Origin of the sequence: Reyranella sp., assembly GCF_030651995.1 — a bacterium.
GTDB lineage: Bacteria > Pseudomonadota > Alphaproteobacteria > Reyranellales > Reyranellaceae > Reyranella.
In genome coordinates this window covers 52,883-71,116 of the sequence record NZ_JAUSBN010000055.1, presented here as the reverse complement: position 1 = coordinate 71,116, position 18,234 = coordinate 52,883, and the positions used below count along the sequence as shown (strand labels likewise).

The window sequence follows — 18,234 nt, the reverse complement described above, 5'->3', positions numbered from 1 at the left end:
CCATACATTCAAGGACAAGGAGAGATATTGTATGGATTGGAGCCCTACACTCGAGACTGTCGGGCCGGTCTACGAGGGCATCGTCGACGCGCTTGAGCGCGATATCGCCTCCGGCCGCCTGCATCGCGGCCAGCGGCTGCCGACCCATCGGGCCCTCGCCAGAACATTGAACGTCGACCTGACGACGGTGACGCGCGCCTACAACGAGGCGCGCCGCCGCGGCCTCACCGATGCAAAGGTGGGGCAGGGGACTTTCGTTGCGGAGAACCGCACCCGGCCGGCCGCCCGCACCGCTGCCGGCATCGACGTCGACCTGTCGATGAACCTGCCGCCGTCGCCCATCGAGGCCGATCTCGAAGGTCGCATCATGCGGGGGCTGGCGGCCCTGCAACGTGAACATGGCTTCGCCGATCTCCTGAGTTACCAGCAGGCGGGTGGCAGCGCGGTCGACCGTGGTATTGCGGCCGAGTGGCTGCGGCGTCGTGTTCCCACGATCGAGGCGGACCGGCTCGTCATCTCTCCTGGCACCCAGAGCGCGCTGGTGGCGCTGCTTCTGGCGATGACGCGGCCGGGCGACGTCGTGCTCTCCGACAGGCTCACCTATCCGGGCTTCAGGTCGGCCGCCGCATCGCTCGGCGTGCGTCTCGTCGGCGTGGCTTCTGACAGTGAGGGCATGGTCCCGCAGGCGCTCGAGGAAGCCTGCCGTCTGCACGCACCCAGGGCGGTCTATCTTCTGCCGACGATTCACAATCCGACGACTACGACGATCGGTCCAGAACGTCGCGGGGAGCTTGCGGCAGCCATTCGTCGTCACGATCTGATGCTGATCGAGGACGACGCTTATGGAAGTTTCGAGCCGAAGGCCCTGCCGATTTCGACGCTCATCCCCGAGCGCAGCTATCTCGCGATGACGCTGTCGAAGTGTATGGCCCCCGGTTTGCGCGTCGCCCATGTGCTGGCGCCAGATCGTGCCGCCGCGTCGGGGATTGCCAATGCCTTGCGCACGGTGTCGCAGATGCCCGCGCCGCTGATGGTTGCGCTGGTCTCGCGCTGGTTCACCGACGGCAGCGCCGACGCCATCGTGTCGGCTGTCGCCGCGGAGGCTGCGGCAAGACAGGCTCTGACGATCAAGGCGCTGTCGGGCCAGAGCTACGCCGCCAGCTCCAGGGGGCTTCACGTGTGGCTGAGACTGCCGGCCACGTGGACCCGCGCGGAATTTGCGGCGCACGTTCAGCGACAGGGGCTGGCCGTGGTTACAAGCGACAGTTTCAGCGTCGATGGCGAGCCGGAGCACGCGATTCGAATCGCGCTGGGCGCGGCGCGCAGCCGCGCTGACCTCGTGGCGGCGCTGGACGTGCTGGTCGTCGCATTGAAGTCGCCCGCTTACGCGTCGCGCATCGTCTAGGGAGAACGTCATGTTCGAGGGATTGGACGCCATCTTCCTCGCGAGACTGCAATTCGCCTTCACCGTCTCGTTCCACTTCATCTTCCCGTCCTTCTCGATCGGCCTGGCGAGCTACCTCGCCGTGCTCGAAGGGCTGTGGCTGTGGACCGGAAGACAGGTCTATCTCGACCTCTTCAAGTACTGGCTGAAGATCTTCGCGCTCGCCTTCGGCATGGGCGTCGTCTCGGGCATCGTGATGTCCTACCAGTTCGGCACCAACTGGTCGGTCTTCTCCGACAAGGCGGGGCCGGTGATCGGCCCGCTGATGGCCTACGAGGTGCTGACGGCCTTCTTCCTCGAGGCGGGTTTCCTCGGCGTCATGCTGTTCGGCATGAACCGCGTGGGCAAGGGACTGCATTTCGCGGCAACGCTCGCCGTTGCGGTCGGCACCTTCTTCTCGGCCTTCTGGATCCTGTCGGCCAACAGCTGGATGCAGACGCCGGCCGGCTACGCGATCAACGCCGGTGGCCAGTTCGTGCCGGCCGACTGGTGGGCGATCATCTTCAATCCCTCGTTCCCCTATCGGCTCGTGCACACGGTCTTCGGCGCCTATCTGACGACGGCGCTGGTCGTCGGCGCGGTCGGGGCGTGGCACCTGCTGCGCGCCATACCTGCCGAAAAGAACGCGAACGAGGGTGCGCGCGTCATGTTCTCGATGGCGATGGCCATGATCACCGTCGTCGCACCACTGCAGATCTTCGCCGGCGACCAGCATGGACTGAACACGCTGGAACATCAGCCCGTCAAGGTCATGGCCATGGAAGGCCACTTCAAGAGCTATCCCGACGGTGCGCCGCTGGTGCTGTTCGGTTGGCCCGACGAGGCCACGGGCAAGAACCTCTTCGCCGTCGAGATTCCGAAAGCCTCGTCGCTGATCCTGAAGCATTCGTGGGACGCACCGCTCAAGGGGCTCGACACGGTCGACCGCAAGGACTGGCCGCCGGTGCCGGTCGTGTTCTGGGCTTTCCGGATCATGGTCGGCATGGGCATGTTGATGCTGTTGCTGGCGGCGGTCAGCCTGCTCGCGCGCGTGCGCCGGCGCCTCTACGACTGGCCGCTGCTGCATCGCTTCGCGCTGGCGATGGGGCCGGCAGGATTCGTCGCCGTCATCGCGGGATGGGTGACGACCGAGGTCGGGCGCCAGCCCTATACGGTGTATGGCCTGCTGCGAACGGTCGATTCGGCGTCGGCGCTCGACGCGCCGGCGGTCGGGGCGTCGCTGCTGGCGTTCGTGATCGTCTACTTCTTCGCCTTCGGCGCCGGCACCTATTACATCCTGAAGCTCATGTCCCACCCGCCGCATCGCGGCGAGGAGGGGCCGCGGCGCGACCAGCCGGTGCGGGCCGCGGGCATCACGCCCGCCCCGGCGGTGGCCGAGTCGCTCGCGACCGGCAAGGAGGCCTGATCATGCCGTTCGACCTTCCGATGTTCTTCGCCTTCATCATCGCCTTCGCCATCCTGGCCTATGTTGTCTTGGACGGGTTCGACCTCGGCGTCGGCATCCTGTTTCCGTTCCTCCCGGTCGGCCGCGAGCGCGACAGCGCGATCAACTCGGTGGCACCGGTGTGGGACGGCAACGAGACGTGGCTGGTGATGGGCGGCGGCGGCCTGTTGGCCGCCTTCCCGCTTGCCTATGGCATGATCCTCTCGGCGCTCTATGCGCCCATCATCGCCATGCTGCTGGCGCTGGTCTTCCGCGGCGTGGCCTTCGAGTTCCGCTGGCGCGACCCGCGTCATCGCCCGCTCTGGGACGTGGCGTTCACGGGCGGCTCGATCGTGGCGGCGCTGGCGCAGGGCATCACCCTGGGCGCGCTGCTGCAGGGGATCGCTGTCCAGAACCGCACCTATGCTGGCGGCTGGTTCGACTGGCTGACGCCGTTCAGCCTGCTGGTGGGCGTCAGCCTGGTCTGCGGCTATGCGCTGCTGGGCTCGACCTGGCTCGTCATGAAGAGCGAGGGCTCGCTGCAGGAGCGTTGCTACCGCCTGGCCTTCCGGCTGGGCATCGCGACGATCGTGGCGATGGCGGCGGTGAGTGCCGCGACGCCCTTCCTGCGGGAAGCCTACTGGCTGCGCTGGTTCGCCTGGCCGCAGGTTCTGTTCACGGCCCAGGTGCCGGTGCTGGTGGCGATCGTCACGTTCGTGCTGTTCTGGAGCCTGCGCCGCGGGCACCATTACACGCCCTTCCTTATGGCGCTCGCGCTGTTCGGCCTTGGACTCGCGGGCCTCGGCATCAGCCTCTATCCGTTCGTGGTACCGCCGTCCGTCTCGATCTGGGATGCCGCCGCGCCGGACGACAGCCTGAAGTTCATGCTGCCGGGCGTGCTGGTGATGGTCCCCATCATCCTCGCCTACACCGGCTATTCCTACTGGGTGTTCCGCGGCAAGACCGGCCATGAGGGCTATCACTGATGGGCGATTGGTGATGCCGGGCCCGCGCCAATGGCTATGGTTCGTCGGCCTGTGGGCCGCCGGCGTCGGCGTCACGGCGCTGGTTGGCTACGCCATCAAGCTCTGGCTGAAATAGCCGCTCGGCGGACATTCCGCTTGACGCTCACTGTAGGCGGCGACAGTGTCGAATGACATGCTCAGGAACGAAACCCTTCATGACCGACGCCGACGCCCCTGCATCCAAGCGGCGGCTCTTTGTGCTGCGCGTCTGTCCACGTCCGTCCGCGTGGTGACTTCCTCACCTTGAGGTCCCACCCGCCGGAAGCGACCGGCCCGCGTTCCTGAACCCCCGCAGCCCTCGGCTCCGGGGGTTTTGTTTTGCCTGAACTCGAGAAGGACACGATCATGAACATTCGCGTCGGTATTGTTGGCATCAGCGGCTTTGGCGGCGGCGAGGCGTTGCGTCTGGTCGCGAACCACCCCTTCTTCGAACTGGTCTACGCCGCGGGCGAGGGCAGCGCCGGCAGCCGACTGGTGGACCGCTTCCCCGGAGTGCCGGCCAGGTTGGCCGGGCTTACGATCGAGAAGTGGGATCTTGCGACCCTGCCGAAGATCGACGTGCTGTTCGCGTCGCTGCCCACGGGCGCCTCGGCGGACGCGCTGGCGCGCGTTCCGAAGGACGTGAAGATCGTCGATATCGGCGGCGATCACCGCTACGTCGAAGGATGGGTGTATGGCCTGGCCGATGTCTGGCCGGCGGAGCTGGTGGGCCAGACCCGCGTTGCCAATCCCGGTTGCTTTCCCGCGGCGACCCTTACTGCGCTGGCGCCGTTGCTCGCCGACAGGCTGATCGAACCCGGCAACATCATGATCGACGCCAAGACCGGCATTTCCGGGGCCGGCCGGGGTGGCGCCGACAGCCGGTTCGGCTACGCCGAGAGCAACGAGAATCTGGTGCCCTACGGCCTGCTCAAACACACCCACATGCCCGAGACGGCGAAGACTATCGAGCGGCTGAGCGGCGGCAGCGCCGCCGGGCTGGTGTTCACGCCCCACCTCGTGCCGATGACACGCGGCGTCCTTGCCACCATCTACTGCCGCGGCCGCGCCACCACGGAACAGTGTCTGGCTGCGGCCCGGCGCTTCTACGCCGGGCGACCGTTCATCCGCGTGACCGACACGCCGCCGCAGACCAAGTGGGCGACCGGCTCGAACCTCGCTTTCGTCAGCTATGCAGCCGATCCGGAGCGCAATCTGGTGATCGCGTTGGGGGTCGTCGACAATCTCGGCAAGGGCGCTGCCGGGCAGGCGGTGCAGAATGCGAACCTGATGTGCGACCTGCCGCAAACCGCGGGGCTGGACGGCATGCCTGTCTGGCCATGACGAAAGCTGGCCGCCGCAGTCATGCAATCCGCCGACTCAGGTCGTGCGGCGCATTGGCCGGCAGTTGAAGGCGAGTGGATTGCCAGCGGTTTCGCGCAGCGTGGCGAGATCGTCGCGGCCCGTCCATTCGGTCGTCGTGCTGGCGTAGCGGAAGCCCGGCGCGCTGCCTTGGTACTCGAGCCGCCACGTCCGGTCGCCCAGCGTCACCGAGGCGCGGTTCTTGGCGTACACCACAGACACTTCCTTGCTGCCGTCGCAGAGATAGGCAATCCCGGTCGGCGTCGCCTCCTCGGGCGCCGGTCGCGGGATCGTGGTCGTGACGGCTTGTCCCTGAGGCCCGCATCCGCTCAACAGGGCCAACGCGACAATCGACAGACGCTTCATGGTGCGCTTTCCTCCCGGGGCGGACCATAGCAAATCGCCAAGGAGACGGAATGGCCCTGTTCAAGCTGCGCGACGGCGCCGAACTCTACTACGAGATCCAGGGCAGCGGCCCTGCGCTGTTTCTGGTCGCTGGCCTCGGCGGCGATGGCCGCTGGTGGGGCGACAACGTGTCCGAGCTGGCGAAGTATTTCACCGTCGTCGTGCACGATCATCGCGGCACCGCGCGCAGCAGCCTGTCGAGGATCGACTACAGCGTAGAGCAGATGGCCGACGATGCGCTGCAGCTCATCGAGGGGCTGGGATATGACAAGGTCCATTGGTGCGGTCACTCGACCGGCGGGGCGATGGGGCAGATCCTGGCGATCGACCATCCCGGACGGATCGACCGGCTGGTGCTGAGCGCCACCTGGGCGAAGACAGACGCCTTCTTCCGCCGGCTGTTCGAGGTGCGCTCGCTGATGCTGCGCGAACTGGGGCCGGCGGCGTACCTGAAGTCGAGCGCGCTGGCGCTCAACTCGCCCGCCTGGGTGCGCGATCACGATGCCGCCCTCGTAGTCGCCGAGGCGAAGGCGCTGGAGACCATTCCCGTTCCCGAGATCGTCCTGTCGCGCATCGCCGCCATCATGGCCCACGACCGGCGGGAGCAGCTGCAGAAGGTGGCGGCGCGCACCCTGGCCGTCTGCGCCCGCGACGATACGGTGACGCCGCTCTATTTTACCGAGGAGCTGGTGCGCCTGATCCCGGGTGCTCGCGCTTATGTGCTGCCGGACGGCGGCCATGCATATCCGAACGTGCACGGTGCGGAGTTTCGTCGTGTAATGACCGCCTTCCTGCTGGAGTCCTGACCGCCATGAAAATCGAACCGCTGATCGCCGCCGCCACCGCCGAGCTGACCGCCATCCGGCGCGATATCCATGCGCACCCCGAGCTTGGCTTCGAGGAGGAGCGGACCAGCACCATCGTGGCCCAGAAGCTGAAGGAGTGGGGCTGCGAGGTCACGACCGGCATCGGCAGGACCGGCGTCGTCGGCACCATCCGCGTCGGCAACAATCCGCGTGCCATCGGCCTGCGCGCCGACATGGACGCACTGCCCATGGACGAACTCAACACGTTCGACCATCGCAGCCAGCACAAGGGCCGCATGCACGCCTGCGGCCATGACGGACACACCGCGATGCTGCTGGGCGCCGCCAAGTACCTCGCGGCCACGCGCAACTTCGACGGTACCGTGCACCTCATCTTCCAGCCGGCCGAGGAGGGCCGCGGCGGCGCCGAGGCGATGGTCAAGGACGGGCTGTTCCAGAAATTCCCGTGCGAGATCATCTTCGGCATGCACAACAGGCCGAAGCTCGACGTCGGCAAGTTCGCCATCCGCTCGGGCCCGCAGATGGCGGGCGGCGGCCTGTTCGACATCCACATCACCGGCAAGGGAGCGCATGGCGCGCGGCCCGAAACCGGCATCGATCCGGTCATCATCGCGACGCAGATCATCTCGGCGCTGCAGAGCGTCGTGTCGCGCAACGTGGCGCCGCTCGATTCGGCGGTGATCTCGGTCACGCAGATGCACTCGGGCGACGCCTACAACGTGATCCCGCAGGAGGCAGTGCTGCGTGGCACGATCCGCGCCTTCCGGAAGGAGACGATGGCGCTGATCAAGGAGCGCATCGAGACGATCTCCAGCGGCATCGCCGCGACCCTGGGGGGCAGCGCCAAGGCCGACGTCCGCATCGCCTTCCCGCCGCTGGTGAATGACAAGGACGCGGTGAAGTTCATCGCCGACGTGGCGGCCGAGATCGTGGGCCCGGAAAACATGAACCGCGAAGGCCCGTTCGTGATGGCCTCCGAGGACTTCTCCTACATGCTCGAGCAGGTCCCGGGCGCCTTCATCAACATCGGCAACGGCGGCGGCGAGGGCGGCTGCGAAGTCCACAATCCCAGCTACGACTTCAACGACGAGGCGCTCACGCTGGGCTCGACCCTGTGGGCGCGCGTGGTCGAGAAGCGGCTGGCGAAGGATCCGCGTTGAGCGCCGCCGGCGACGGCGCCAGCCGCCACTGGCTGGTGCGGGAGCTGCCCTATGTGGTGATGCTGGCGCTGGCCGTCGGCGGCGTCATCCTGACGGGCTTCCGCGGTCCCACGACCTATGCCTACTGGATGGTGCTGGCGCCGATCTATGGTCTGGCCTGCGTCATGTCGGGGTGGCGGGAGGTCGACAAGACGGCCGATCACCTGAGACTCATCGTGACGCAGGCGCTCCATTGGCTCGCCTTCCTGGCGGCGATGTGGCTGATGTTCCTGCCTGAGGTGCGCGGCGTGGTGAACGACAATGCGACGAGCCTCGCGCTCCTGATCCTGCTGGCGCTCGGCACCTTTGTCGCGGGCGTCCATGCGCGGGTCTGGCGCATCTGCCTGGTCGGCCTGTTCCTCGCTTTGTCGGTGCCCGCGGTGGCGTGGATCCAGGATTCGGCCATGCTCCTGATGGTCGGCACGTTGATGGTCGTCGCGGTCGGCGGCGCCTTCTGGTGGCTGTGGCGATATGAGAGGCGCGCACCGTGACGGATCGCGCCAAGGTCGTCCTCTGGAGCGACTATGTCAGCCCCTACGCCTTCGTGGCGAAGGCGTGGGCCTATGAACTGGAGGCCGACTACGAGATCGACCTCGAGTGGCGGCCCTATACGCTCGACATCGCCTCGTTCCAGGGCTCCGTCGAGCAGCGCAGTCCGCATCGCTGGCGCCGGGTGCGATATTCCTACATGGATGCCCGTCGCTTTGCCAACAAGCAGGGCCTGACCCTGATGGGACCGAAGAAGATCTATTATGCGCGGCCGATGAATGCCGGCATGCTGTATGCGCAGGAGCACGGCGTGTTCCGCGCCTACAACGACCTCGCCTTCGACCGTTTCTGGCGGCGCGATCTCGATCCGGAAGATATCAAGGCCGTCGGTGCGGCGCTCGAACAGACTGGCGCGCCGCCTGGCTTCGCCGCCTTTCTCGACGGCGAAGGGGGAGCCCGGCATGACGCGCTCCGCGCCGAGGCCGAGGCCTCGGGCATTTTCGGCGTGCCGAGCTTCGTCCTCGACGGCGAGATATTCTGGGGCGGCGATCGAGTCTTTCTCCTGCGGGAAAGACTTGACGAAAAAAGCGTGCCGCGCCGGCGCTAGCCTTCCGCGCGGTCGAGCGTGCGTTCGACGCGCTCGTGCAGGTTCTTCACCTCGCCCCGCTGCTTGCGCGCCCGTTCCTTGATCTGGCGCTTGGCGCGCCGGAACGCATCGTTCACCGCGAAGGTCGGATCGGCAAACCGCTCATCGTCGTGCGACATGTGATCGATGTTCACGTCGATGTGGCCCGGCAGCGCAATGTGGATGTTGACGCTGAAAAGGTTGCTCGTGCGGTGATGGCGGTCGGGAACCTGCACGATCACCTGACAGGAGGTCAGCCGGCCATGCAGCTTCTCGAGCGTCTCGACATGGTCGTTGATCAGAGAGTTCAGCGCTTCGCTGGGCGTGCCGCCCTGGTAGCTGATCCGCAATGCAGTTTCCATTAGAGCCTCCGCTTCTGTTCGCTCCCCCAAGGAAAACGTAACACGTCCGGAAGGGGTTGCGCTGCCATCGAGGGCGTCCCGGCAGCCCTCATTCCATGACATAGGGCTCCACTGTCGCGCACCACAGGGGCGCGGCGGAAATTATTCGAGGCTTGGTCTGGCCGGGCGGCGGGGAAAGCTCATGGCGCGGTGCTCCGCCGGCTGGAAGCGCCGCGAAGGTAATCGTCGCGATGAAAAACGTCGCGACGGGCAAACCAGCAAAGCCGGAGAGCGGGGCTAGTCGCCCGCCGCGACGGCCGTGGCGTCGTCCTTTGCGGGACGCACCACGCGATGGCTCACCATGCGGTGATGGAGCGTGCGGACCGTATCGCTGCCGCGGGTCAGGCACAGCCACGGAAAAAAGCCGTGAACGAAACAGGCAAGCGAGCCGATCAGCATCCTGGCGCCGAAGCCGAAGGCCATGCCCATATGCTGGAAGTAGGTCTCGTTGACCGAGGCGGGATGTTCGGTGAAGCGGCGGATCATGAGGGGAATTGTATCGGCCGGGGCCGGAAACAGCTTGCTACCTTTGCGCCGGTACCGCCAAAGTTGAGCATGTAATTCCTCAGGAAGGTCGATGGCCGGAAAATTCACACTGGATTCCTTCGACAAGAAGATTCTGGATTGCCTCCAGGACAATGCCGACATGCCGCTGGCCGAGGTCGCCAAGCGTGTCGGCCTGTCGACGACGCCCTGCTGGCGGCGCATCAACCGCCTGCAGGAGGAGGGCATCGTGCGGTCGCGCGTGGCGCTGCTCGACCGCAAGGCCGTCAATGCCGGCGTCACCGTCTTCGTGGCAGTGCGCACCGCGCAGCACAGTGCCCAGTGGCTGACCCGCTTCGCCAAGGCCATCGCCTCGTTCCCGGAGGTCATGGACTGCTATCGCATGAGTGGTGAAATCGACTACCTGATCCGCCTCGCGCTGCCCGACATCGAGGCCTACGACGCCTTCTACAAGCGCCTGATCGCCAAGATCGAGCTGTCCGACGTGACCTCGATGTTCGCGATGGAGGAGATCAAGTCCACCACGCGGTTGCCGTTGAACTACCTGCCCTAGTTGCGGGCTCTGGCCTCGCGCGCCGGCCGGCCTTAGGATCGCCGCCGTTTGCATGACAAGATCGCAGGGGAAACGATGAATACGGGCCCGAATACAGGCAAGAACCGCAAGAAGGTGCTGATCGTCGGCCGCATGCCGGAGGCGGGAATCGACGTTCTCAAGGCGCGCGACGATGTCGACTACGAGATCCTGACCGACGACACGGTGCCGTCGCTGCACCCGAAGCTCGCGGACGCCAATGCCGTGACCCTCGGTGCCACGCCCTTCCGCCAGGCCGAACTCGACGCGGCACCCGGCATGATGGTGGTGGCTCGTCTCGGCGTCGGCTTCGATGCGGTCGAGATCCCGGCGCTGAACAAGCGCAAGATACCGCTCATGACGACCGGCATCGCCAATTCGGTCTCCGTGGCCGAGCACGCGATGTACATGCTGCTGGCTTCGGCGCGCCTGGTGAAGAAGTACGACCGTTTCGTGCGTGAGAAGGGCTGGGGCCAGCGCCTCTCCGACCTGCCGGCCGATCTGTCGGGCAAGACCATCTTGGTCGTCGGCATGGGCCGCATCGGCTCGCGCACGGTGAAGCGCTGCGTCGCCTTCGACATGGAAGTCTTCGTCCTCGATCCGAACCTCTCCGAGGCCGACATCCAAAAGGCCGGCGCCACCAAGGTGACCGATCTCAAGGCGATCCTGCCCCGGGTCGACTTCGTGTCGGTGCACTGCCCCAAGGCGCCCGAGACGATCAACATGTTCAACAAGGAGACACTGGGCCTCATGAAGCCCGGCGCCTTCCTGGTGAACACCGCGCGCGGCGGCATCGTCAACGAGGATGCGCTGTACGAGGCGCTGAGCACCGGCAAGCTGCGCGGCGCCGGTCTCGACGTGCTCGACAAGGAGCCGCCGGATCCGGCGAACAAGCTGTTCACCTTGGAGAACGTGATCTTCAGCCCGCACATGGCGGGCGTCACCAAGGAGGCGAGCGACCGCATGGCCGTCACCGCCATCGAGAACATCCTGAGCGTATTCGACGGAAAGCCCAACGCGGCGAACTGCGTGAACAAGGAAGTGCTCGGCTAGGAGCCCGGACAAAGGCGGAGCTTGGACTTGCGGCATCGGTCGAGGCGACCGGTGCCGCAGTTTTTGAGGGGATATCGATGAAGTATGGACCGCTCGGCCGCTCGGGCCTGATCGTCAGCCGGATCTGCCTCGGCGGTAACTCCTGGGGCGCCAAGGGCCGGCGGGGCTGGGGCAAGTTCGACGAGTCCGAAGCGCCGGCCTATTTCAAGCGCGCGCTCGACGTCGGCATCACTTTCTTCGACACCGCCGACACCTACAATTTCGGCCGCTCCGAGGAGATCATGGGCGCCACGCTCATGAAGATGGCCCGGCGCGAGGACTTCGTGCTGTCGACCAAGGTGGGCATCCGCATGAGCGAGACCCAGAACGACGTCGGCACCGGCCGCAAGCACCTGATGTCCTCGGTCGACGCCCAGCTGAAGCGGTTGCAGACCGACTATATCGACGTCTACCAGGTCCATCGGCTCGATCCGCACACGCCGATCGAGGAGACCATGTACTCGCTCGACCAGATCGTGCGTTCGGGCAAGGTGCGCTACATCGGCGGCTCCACCATGCCGGCCTACAAATTCGCGCAGATGGTCATGGTGGCCGACTGGAAGGGCTATGCAAGGCCGATTGCCATGCAGAACCTCTACAACCTGATCCAGCGCGAGGAAGAGCATGAGATGAACCGGCTCTGCCACGAGCAGGGCGTCGGCCTCATCCCCTATTCGCCGCTGGCGCGTGGCTTCCTGGCCGGCAACCGCAACAAGGACGGCGGCGGCAGCACCGAGCGGGCGAAGAACGATACGGTCGTCAAGGACGGCACCTATCGCGACTGCGACTGGGAAATCGTCGAGCGGCTGAAGAAGATTGCCCGGGAGAAGGGCTGCACGCCGGCCCAGGCGGCGCTCGCCTGGCTGCTGCACAAGCCCTACATGGGCGCGCCGATCATCGGTGCCACGGATCTCGACCAGCTGACGTCGGCCGCGAAGTCGACCGAGATCTTGCTCACGCCTGAGGAGTGCAAGGAGCTCGAGGCGCCCTATCAGTTCCGGGTTTCGCCGGTCAACTGAGCGCGCCGGCCGATCGCGGCGGAGAACCAGAAGGCCAGCAGCGGCAGCACGATCGCGGCCGCCCAGAAGACGGGCGGCGCGCCCCAGCGGTCCACGATCGGCGCCGCGATGGGCACGCCGATCGCCTGGCCCATGAACAGGCAGAGGGCGAACAACGCCATGCCGGCGCCGCGGGCTTCCGGCGCCATCTGCGTGCCGTTTGTCTGCAGCGTGTTGTGGAACATGTAGAACGACACGCCCGACAGGACGATGGCGGCGAACTCGACCTCGGCGGTCGGCGCCAGCGCCATGGCCGCGAAGGCGATGCCCAGCCCCGTGCCGCCCCAGGTGCAGAGGCCGCGCTCGCCCAGGATGCGGACCAGATGGTGCGCCACCATCACATAGAGAAAGCCGCCGGCGCCGAAGGCGGCAACGGCGAGCCCAATGGCGGCGAAGCCCAGGCCGAAGCGCTGGTGCAGGTCGGCGCCGACGAAGGTGAAGGCGCCCCAGAAGACGCCGCCCTCCAACGCCACGACCAGGATCACCGTGAGCGCCCAGGGCCGCCGGATGACGCGGACCATCTGGCCGATCATCGAGCCCGCCGCGCGCTCGCCCGGACGGGCGATGTCGGGCCGGGCGCGCATGACCGCGAACAGCGCGCCGCCGGCCAGGATGTAGATCGCGGCCAGAACCCAGAAGACGGAACGCCAGCCCAGCCAGTCGCCGAGGGCGCCGCCCAGCGCCGACCCCGTCATCAGGCCGAGCGTCTGGCCGGTAAGGAAGCGGGCGAGCGTCGCCTGCCGTTTCTCGTAACTCACATTGTCGCCGACCCAGGCGATGGCGAGCGGAATGATCGCCGAGCCTGTGACGCCCGTCAGGAAGCGCGCCAGGGTGAGCATGCCCAGCGATGCCGACACGGCGCTCAGCATGCAGCAGAGGGCGGCGCCGATGCAGGCGATGGCGACCACCGGCATCTTGCCATAGCGGTCGCCGAACGGGCCGTGCACCAGCACGAAGACGCCGTTGGCGAACAGGAAGGCGGTGGCGGCGATCGACGCCGCGCCGACGGTGACCCCGAAGGCGACGGAGAGCTGCACCAGCAGCGGGTCAATCACACGCATGTTCGCCGCAGACGCGAAGGCGGCAACCGACAGCAACACGATGGCGATCGTGGGGGCGGCAGGAGGCAGTCTGTCAGGGGTGGGCCGCATGGAAACGGCGGGGGAGGGCATCGGTTCCGGGCTTAACGGCTTGATCCCGCAAAATAAAGGTCTCTTGGCGGGATGCAGCAATGACCTATGTTGGAGCCCATGGAAGAACTCCAGATTCTCGCCCGCGACCCGCAAGCCTGGGCCGCGCTTGCGACCCTGATCGTCATGGAAGTCGTGCTGGGCATCGACAACCTCATCTTCATCTCCATCCTGACCAACAAGCTGCCGGAGGAGAAGCGGTTCCGCGCCCGGCGCATCGGCATCGGGCTGGCGGTGTTCCTGCGGCTTGCGCTGCTGGGCGGCGTTGCCTTCATCGTCCAGCTCACCGCGCCGCTCTTTTCACTGTTCGGGCATGGATTTTCGTGGCGGGATCTCATCCTGATCGGTGGCGGCCTGTTCCTGATCTACAAGGCGACCAGCGAGATCCGCGACCATGTCGCGGCAGATCATGAGGACAAGGAACCGTCGGTCGGTGGCGCCGCGGGCGTCACGTTCGTGGGCGTGATTGGCCAGATTTTGATCCTCGACCTCGTATTCTCGCTCGACAGCATCATTACGGCCGTCGGCATGACAGACCATATTCCGATCATGGTAATCGCCGTGGTCGTGGCGGTTGGCCTGATGCTTGCTGCGGCGGACGGCCTGGCCAGGTTCATCGGCAACAATCCGACCATCGTCATGCTGGCGCTGAGCTTTCTGTTGATGATCGGCATGACCCTGATCGCCGACGGCATGGGCATGCACGTGCCCAAGGGCTACATCTACGCCGCAATGGCGTTCTCCGGGCTGGTCGAAGGCCTGAACATGCTGGCGCGTCGCGCGCAGAGCAAACGTCCGTTGCGCAAGCGACCGCGCTGACGCGCTGACAAGAGACGGCATGGCGGGCTAAGCTCCCTGCCATGAAGCTCAAGGATCAGGTGGCCATCGTCACGGGCGCGGCATCCGGCATCGGCGCCGCGACCGCCCGGCTGTTCGCAACCGAAGGCGCCAAGGTCGCGCTCGTCGATCTAGACGAGACGGGGTTGGCGAAGGTCGCTGCCGAAATCGGCGGCGAAACGCTCATCTGGCCTGCGGATGTCAGTAACGGCGACCAGGCGCGCGCCGGCGTGGAAAAGGTCCTCGAGAAATGGGGCCGCCTCGACGTGCTGGTGACGGCGGCCGGCGCCTCGTTCGGCGGCACGGTCGACAAGATCGACGAGGCGACCTGGGACCGCACCTTCGCGATCAACGTGAAGGGCACCTTTCTCTGGGTGCATCACGCGATCCAGCCGATGATCGCGGCGAAGTCCGGCGCCATCGTCACCCTGGGCTCGCAGCTTGCGCAGTCGAGCCTCGGGACCAACGTGGCCTACATCGCTTCCAAGGGCGCGATCGTGTCGTTCACCAAGACCGTCGCCGTCGACCATGCCGCCCAGGGCATCCGCATCAATGCGCTGATGCCCGGCGTCATCGACACGCCGATGCCGGCCCGCTCGCTGAAGCGGCAGCGCGACCCCGAGGCGGCACGCGCCCTCTGGAAGGTGCGCCATCCGATGGGCCGCATCGGCCAGCCGGAGGAGGTTGCCAAGGCGGCGCTCTTCCTCGCCTCTTCCGACTCCTCCTTCACCACGGGATCGCTGCTGTTCGTCGACGGCGGCTGGACGGCGCACTGACATGCCGAAGAAACTCACACCCGATCAGATCGAAGCCTATGCGCGCGACGGCTATGTCTGTCCGGTCGACGCTTTCTCGACCGAACGGACGCGGGCCTGGCGGGACAGGCTCGAGGCCTTCGAGCGCGCCCAGGACCAGAAGCTGACGCGTGGCCACAATTTCAAGCCGCACCTCCTGTTTCCCTGGGTTGATGAAATCGTGCGTTCGCCCGAGGTGCTGGATGCCGTCGAAGACCTGATCGGTCCCGACATCCGGCTGTTCCATCTCAGCGTCTGGCCCAAGGATGCCGGCTCCGGCGCCTATGTGAGCTGGCACCAGGATGCGACCTATTTCGCGCTGGAACCCGCCTGCCATGTCACGGCGTGGGTCGCCCTGACCGACGCGCCGGTCGAGGCGGGCTGCATGGAGGTCGTGCCGGGGTCGCACAAACTCGGCCAGCTGCCGCACGCGGAGATGCAGGATCCGGAGAACCTGCTGTCGCGCGGCCAGGAGCTGGCGGGCGACTTCGATCGCAGCCGGACGGCCTTCATGCCGGTGAAAGCGGGCCAGTTCTCGTTGCACCATACGCATCTCGTGCACAATTCGCGGCCCAACCGCTCGAACGACCGGCGCATCGGCCTCGGCATCAGCTACATCCCGACCTCGGCGCGCTGCACCTCGCCGACGCGGGTGAGCGCCATGCTGGTGCGCGGCGAGGACAGATACGGGCACTTCGACGACGAGCGCCGGCCGCTGCACGAGGCGGGTCCCGAGGAGCGCGCCTTCCATGCCGAGGCGGTGGACCGGTTCCGGAAGATGAATATCGAGCAGACCGACAACAAGGTTGCGGTCGTCAAGAGGTAGGAATGCACACGATCAGGCTGCCGTACCACGACCGTTACCCCTATTCGCCGATTACCGAGCGCAAGGATTATTCCTGGCCCGAGGGCAAGCGGCTCGCGGTCTATCTCGGCCTCAACATCGAGCATTTCGCCTTTGGCGCGGGCGAGGGACATCTCCTCACCGTCGCCAACCCGCCACCCGATCCGCGCACCTTCGCGTGGCGCGACTATGGCAACCGGGTCGGAGTCTGGCGCTGCCTGGAACTTTTCGACGAGCTCAACCTGCCTGCCGCGCACCTGATCAACACGACGGTATTCGACTATGCGCCGCAGATCGTCGACGCGCTGAAGGCCCGTGGCGACGAGTTCATCGGCCATGGCCGCACCAACGCCGAGCGCCATGGCGGCATGTGGGAGGCCGACGAGAAGCGCTTCCTCCAGGAGATCAGCGATTCGATCGAGAAGGCCTCGGGCAAGCGGCCGCGCGGCTGGATGGCGCCGTGGATGGCCTCGACCCGCGTCACGCCCGATCTGCTGAAGGAGACCGGCTACGACTTCCTGATGGACTGGCCCAACGACGACCAGCCGATCTGGATGAAGACGCGCTCGGGCCCGCTGATGAGCGTGCCGTATCCGATCGAGGTCAATGACAGCCCGCAGGTGCTGGTGCGTCATCACAGCGGCGAAGAGTTCCGCGATATGATCATCGGCCAGTTCGAGGAGTTGCTGCGCCAGTCGGCGAAGCAGCCGCTGGTCTGCGGCATCGCGCTCCACACGATGATCGTGGGCCAGCCCTACCGGCTGCGGGCACTGCGCGAGGCGCTGCAGCACATCGCGCACCATCCGCAGAAGGACAAGGTCTGGTTCACGCGACCCAGCGACATCTACGATCATTGCGCCGCGCTGCCGGCTGGGACGATGACGCCGCCACCGGCGTGACGCCGCGGTGAAACCGTGACGCCGATCCAGCCTGCAGGCTGGCTGTCGCAGGCCGGCCTGCGCAACATGCCGCTTGAGGAGCTGGTCGACGGCTTCGGCCGGCGTCTCAACGAGGCCGGCCTTCGGGTCGAGCGCATGTTCGTGGGCATGAACACGCTGCATCCCATGGTGCGCGCGCGCAGCCTGATCTGGAACTCGAGCGAAGGTGTCACCCGGCATTTCGAGTTCGGCCACGCCGATATCGATTCAGCGCAGATCCAGCAGAGCCCGTTTGCCGCGATGCTGCGCGATGGCATCGCCGAGCTGCGACAGCCTCTCTATGGCGCCGATGATCTGCCCGACATCCCCGTGTTCGACGAGCTGCGCGGCGCTGGCATGACCGAGTGGATGGGCTGGGTGCAGCCCTTCGGCGAGTTGACGCCGCAGGTCGGCAGCCCGACGGCGGCCGATCATGCCGAGCGGCTCTGGCTCGCGGTTTCGGCCGCAACCGACCGCCCGGGCGGCTTTTCCGACGAAGACGTCGCGCTCCTGCGCGAGGTGCTGCCGGTCTTCGCCCTTGCCGTGAAGGCTACCAGCCTGCGAGGTATCGGCCACGGGTTGCTGGCCGCCTATCTCGGCAACGACCCGGCGAGCCGCGTTCTGGCCGGCACCGTGCTGCGCGGCGAGGTGCAGAGCGTCGAGGCCGTGGTGCTCTTCACCGACCTCCGGGGCTTCACGGCGCTCGCCGACACGATGCCCGGTCGCGAGCTGATCGCGCTGCTCGACGACTACTTCAACTGCATGGTCCAGCCGATCGTTGCACGCGACGGCGAGGTGCTGAAGTTCATGGGCGACGGCATGCTGGCGGCTTTTGCAGTGGTTCTCGACGACCGCGCCAAGGTCTGTGCCGCGGCGCTTGCGGCCGCGGAGGAAGTGCTTGCCCGCGTCGACGCGCTGAACGGGGAGCGGCGAAACGCCGGACAACCCTCGACGTCGCTCGACATCTCCCTGCATACCGGCCGTGTCATGTACGGCAATGTCGGCTCCGATACGCGGCTCGATTTCACGGTGATCGGTCCCGCGGTCAACGAGGCCTCGCGCATCGAGGCGCTGTGCGAGCCGCTCGGCCAGGCGCTGCTGATGTCGCAGGCCTTCGCCGAAGCGGCGACCGCGAGCCGCGACCGGCTGGTGTCGCTCGGCCGCCACCGCCTGCGCGGTGTCCGCGAGGAGACGGAGCTGTTTGGTCTCGCCGGTAGCGGGATGACGGCTGATTAAAGTATTTCGTCG

At 66.4% G+C, this 18,234-nt stretch carries 20 protein-coding genes; 16 read left to right on the top strand and 4 right to left on the bottom strand.

From position 1 onward, the window contains the following. Window positions 1-31 precede the first annotated feature (31 nt). The 4 genes from Q7V45_RS17155 to argC all read left to right on the top strand — a co-directional run bounded on the left by Q7V45_RS17155 (window position 32) and on the right by argC (window position 5,215). Window positions 32-1,405, top strand: a complete 1,374-nt coding sequence (locus Q7V45_RS17155; protein WP_304854209.1) for a PLP-dependent aminotransferase family protein — start codon at window positions 32-34, stop codon at window positions 1,403-1,405. Between the two features lie 10 nt (window positions 1,406-1,415). Next, complete coding sequence (locus Q7V45_RS17150) at window positions 1,416-2,849, top strand: cytochrome ubiquinol oxidase subunit I (protein ID WP_304854207.1); 1,434 nt, start codon at window positions 1,416-1,418, stop codon at window positions 2,847-2,849. Further along, a complete protein-coding gene (gene cydB, locus Q7V45_RS17145; RefSeq protein WP_304854351.1) occupies window positions 2,846-3,853 on the top strand; it encodes a cytochrome d ubiquinol oxidase subunit II in 1,008 nt (335 codons plus the stop codon). The genes Q7V45_RS17150 and cydB overlap by 4 nt, the downstream gene beginning before the upstream one ends. A 384-nt stretch (window positions 3,854-4,237) precedes the next feature. Further along, window positions 4,238-5,215: an N-acetyl-gamma-glutamyl-phosphate reductase gene (gene argC, locus Q7V45_RS17140; RefSeq protein WP_304854206.1), complete on the top strand. Its 978-nt coding sequence runs from the start codon at window positions 4,238-4,240 to the stop codon at window positions 5,213-5,215. Between the two features lie 36 nt (window positions 5,216-5,251). On the opposite strand, the gene Q7V45_RS17135 is transcribed toward argC, so the two are convergent. Beyond that, the gene (locus tag Q7V45_RS17135) at window positions 5,252-5,599 is read right to left on the bottom strand and encodes an MliC family protein (RefSeq protein ID WP_304854205.1); all 348 of its coding nucleotides are present in this window, start codon (window positions 5,597-5,599) and stop codon (window positions 5,252-5,254) included. 50 nt (window positions 5,600-5,649) lie between these two features. On the opposite strand from Q7V45_RS17135, the gene Q7V45_RS17130 reads away from it, so the two are divergent. The 4 genes from Q7V45_RS17130 to Q7V45_RS17115 are packed head-to-tail and all read left to right on the top strand — an operon-like array spanning window position 5,650 to window position 8,760. Further along, window positions 5,650-6,444, top strand: a complete 795-nt coding sequence (locus tag Q7V45_RS17130) for an alpha/beta fold hydrolase (protein ID WP_304854203.1) — start codon at window positions 5,650-5,652, stop codon at window positions 6,442-6,444. A gap of 5 nt (window positions 6,445-6,449) precedes the next feature. Beyond that, complete coding sequence (locus tag Q7V45_RS17125) at window positions 6,450-7,625, top strand: M20 aminoacylase family protein (protein ID WP_304854201.1); 1,176 nt, start codon at window positions 6,450-6,452, stop codon at window positions 7,623-7,625. Next, window positions 7,622-8,155: a hypothetical protein gene (locus Q7V45_RS17120; RefSeq protein WP_304854199.1), complete on the top strand. Its 534-nt coding sequence runs from the start codon at window positions 7,622-7,624 to the stop codon at window positions 8,153-8,155. The genes Q7V45_RS17125 and Q7V45_RS17120 overlap by 4 nt, the downstream gene beginning before the upstream one ends. Further along, entirely contained in the window at window positions 8,152-8,760 is a 609-nt protein-coding gene (locus tag Q7V45_RS17115; protein WP_304854197.1) for a DsbA family protein, read from the top strand. Before Q7V45_RS17120 ends, Q7V45_RS17115 begins: the two co-directional genes overlap by 4 nt. Here the strand turns inward: Q7V45_RS17115 and Q7V45_RS17110 are convergent. Then, the gene (locus Q7V45_RS17110) at window positions 8,757-9,140 is read right to left on the bottom strand and encodes an HPF/RaiA family ribosome-associated protein (protein ID WP_304854195.1); all 384 of its coding nucleotides are present in this window, start codon (window positions 9,138-9,140) and stop codon (window positions 8,757-8,759) included. The genes Q7V45_RS17115 and Q7V45_RS17110 overlap by 4 nt on opposite strands. Window positions 9,141-9,416: 276 nt before the next feature. Beyond that, entirely contained in the window at window positions 9,417-9,665 is a 249-nt protein-coding gene (locus Q7V45_RS17105) for a DUF6356 family protein (protein WP_304854194.1), read from the bottom strand. A gap of 109 nt (window positions 9,666-9,774) precedes the next feature. On the opposite strand from Q7V45_RS17105, the gene Q7V45_RS17100 reads away from it, so the two are divergent. The 3 genes from Q7V45_RS17100 (at window position 9,775) to Q7V45_RS17090 (ending at window position 12,365) form a co-directional block, all read left to right on the top strand. Next, window positions 9,775-10,236, top strand: a complete 462-nt coding sequence (locus Q7V45_RS17100; protein WP_304854349.1) for an Lrp/AsnC family transcriptional regulator — start codon at window positions 9,775-9,777, stop codon at window positions 10,234-10,236. Between the two features lie 75 nt (window positions 10,237-10,311). Continuing rightward, the gene (locus tag Q7V45_RS17095) at window positions 10,312-11,307 is read left to right on the top strand and encodes a hydroxyacid dehydrogenase (RefSeq protein ID WP_304854193.1); all 996 of its coding nucleotides are present in this window, start codon (window positions 10,312-10,314) and stop codon (window positions 11,305-11,307) included. 77 nt (window positions 11,308-11,384) lie between these two features. Next, window positions 11,385-12,365, top strand: coding sequence for an aldo/keto reductase (locus Q7V45_RS17090; protein WP_304854192.1), 981 nt, complete (start codon window positions 11,385-11,387; stop codon window positions 12,363-12,365). Here Q7V45_RS17090 and Q7V45_RS17085 read toward each other — a convergent pair. Beyond that, entirely contained in the window at window positions 12,338-13,555 is a 1,218-nt protein-coding gene (locus tag Q7V45_RS17085) for an MFS transporter (RefSeq protein WP_304854191.1), read from the bottom strand. The two genes, Q7V45_RS17090 and Q7V45_RS17085, sit on opposite strands and share 28 nt — an antisense overlap. Window positions 13,556-13,654: 99 nt before the next feature. On the opposite strand from Q7V45_RS17085, the gene Q7V45_RS17080 reads away from it, so the two are divergent. The 5 genes from Q7V45_RS17080 to Q7V45_RS17060 are packed head-to-tail and all read left to right on the top strand — an operon-like array spanning window position 13,655 to window position 18,222. Then, a complete protein-coding gene (locus tag Q7V45_RS17080) occupies window positions 13,655-14,413 on the top strand; it encodes a TerC family protein (RefSeq protein WP_304854190.1) in 759 nt (252 codons plus the stop codon). Between the two features lie 41 nt (window positions 14,414-14,454). Continuing rightward, window positions 14,455-15,207, top strand: a complete 753-nt coding sequence (locus Q7V45_RS17075; RefSeq protein ID WP_304854189.1) for an SDR family oxidoreductase — start codon at window positions 14,455-14,457, stop codon at window positions 15,205-15,207. 1 nt (window position 15,208) lies between these two features. Then, window positions 15,209-16,051, top strand: coding sequence for a phytanoyl-CoA dioxygenase family protein (locus Q7V45_RS17070; protein WP_304854187.1), 843 nt, complete (start codon window positions 15,209-15,211; stop codon window positions 16,049-16,051). 2 nt (window positions 16,052-16,053) lie between these two features. Next, entirely contained in the window at window positions 16,054-16,968 is a 915-nt protein-coding gene (locus tag Q7V45_RS17065) for a polysaccharide deacetylase family protein (RefSeq protein WP_304854186.1), read from the top strand. A 15-nt stretch (window positions 16,969-16,983) separates the two neighbouring features. After that, window positions 16,984-18,222: an adenylate/guanylate cyclase domain-containing protein gene (locus tag Q7V45_RS17060; protein WP_304854184.1), complete on the top strand. Its 1,239-nt coding sequence runs from the start codon at window positions 16,984-16,986 to the stop codon at window positions 18,220-18,222. Window positions 18,223-18,234: the final 12 nt, after the last annotated feature.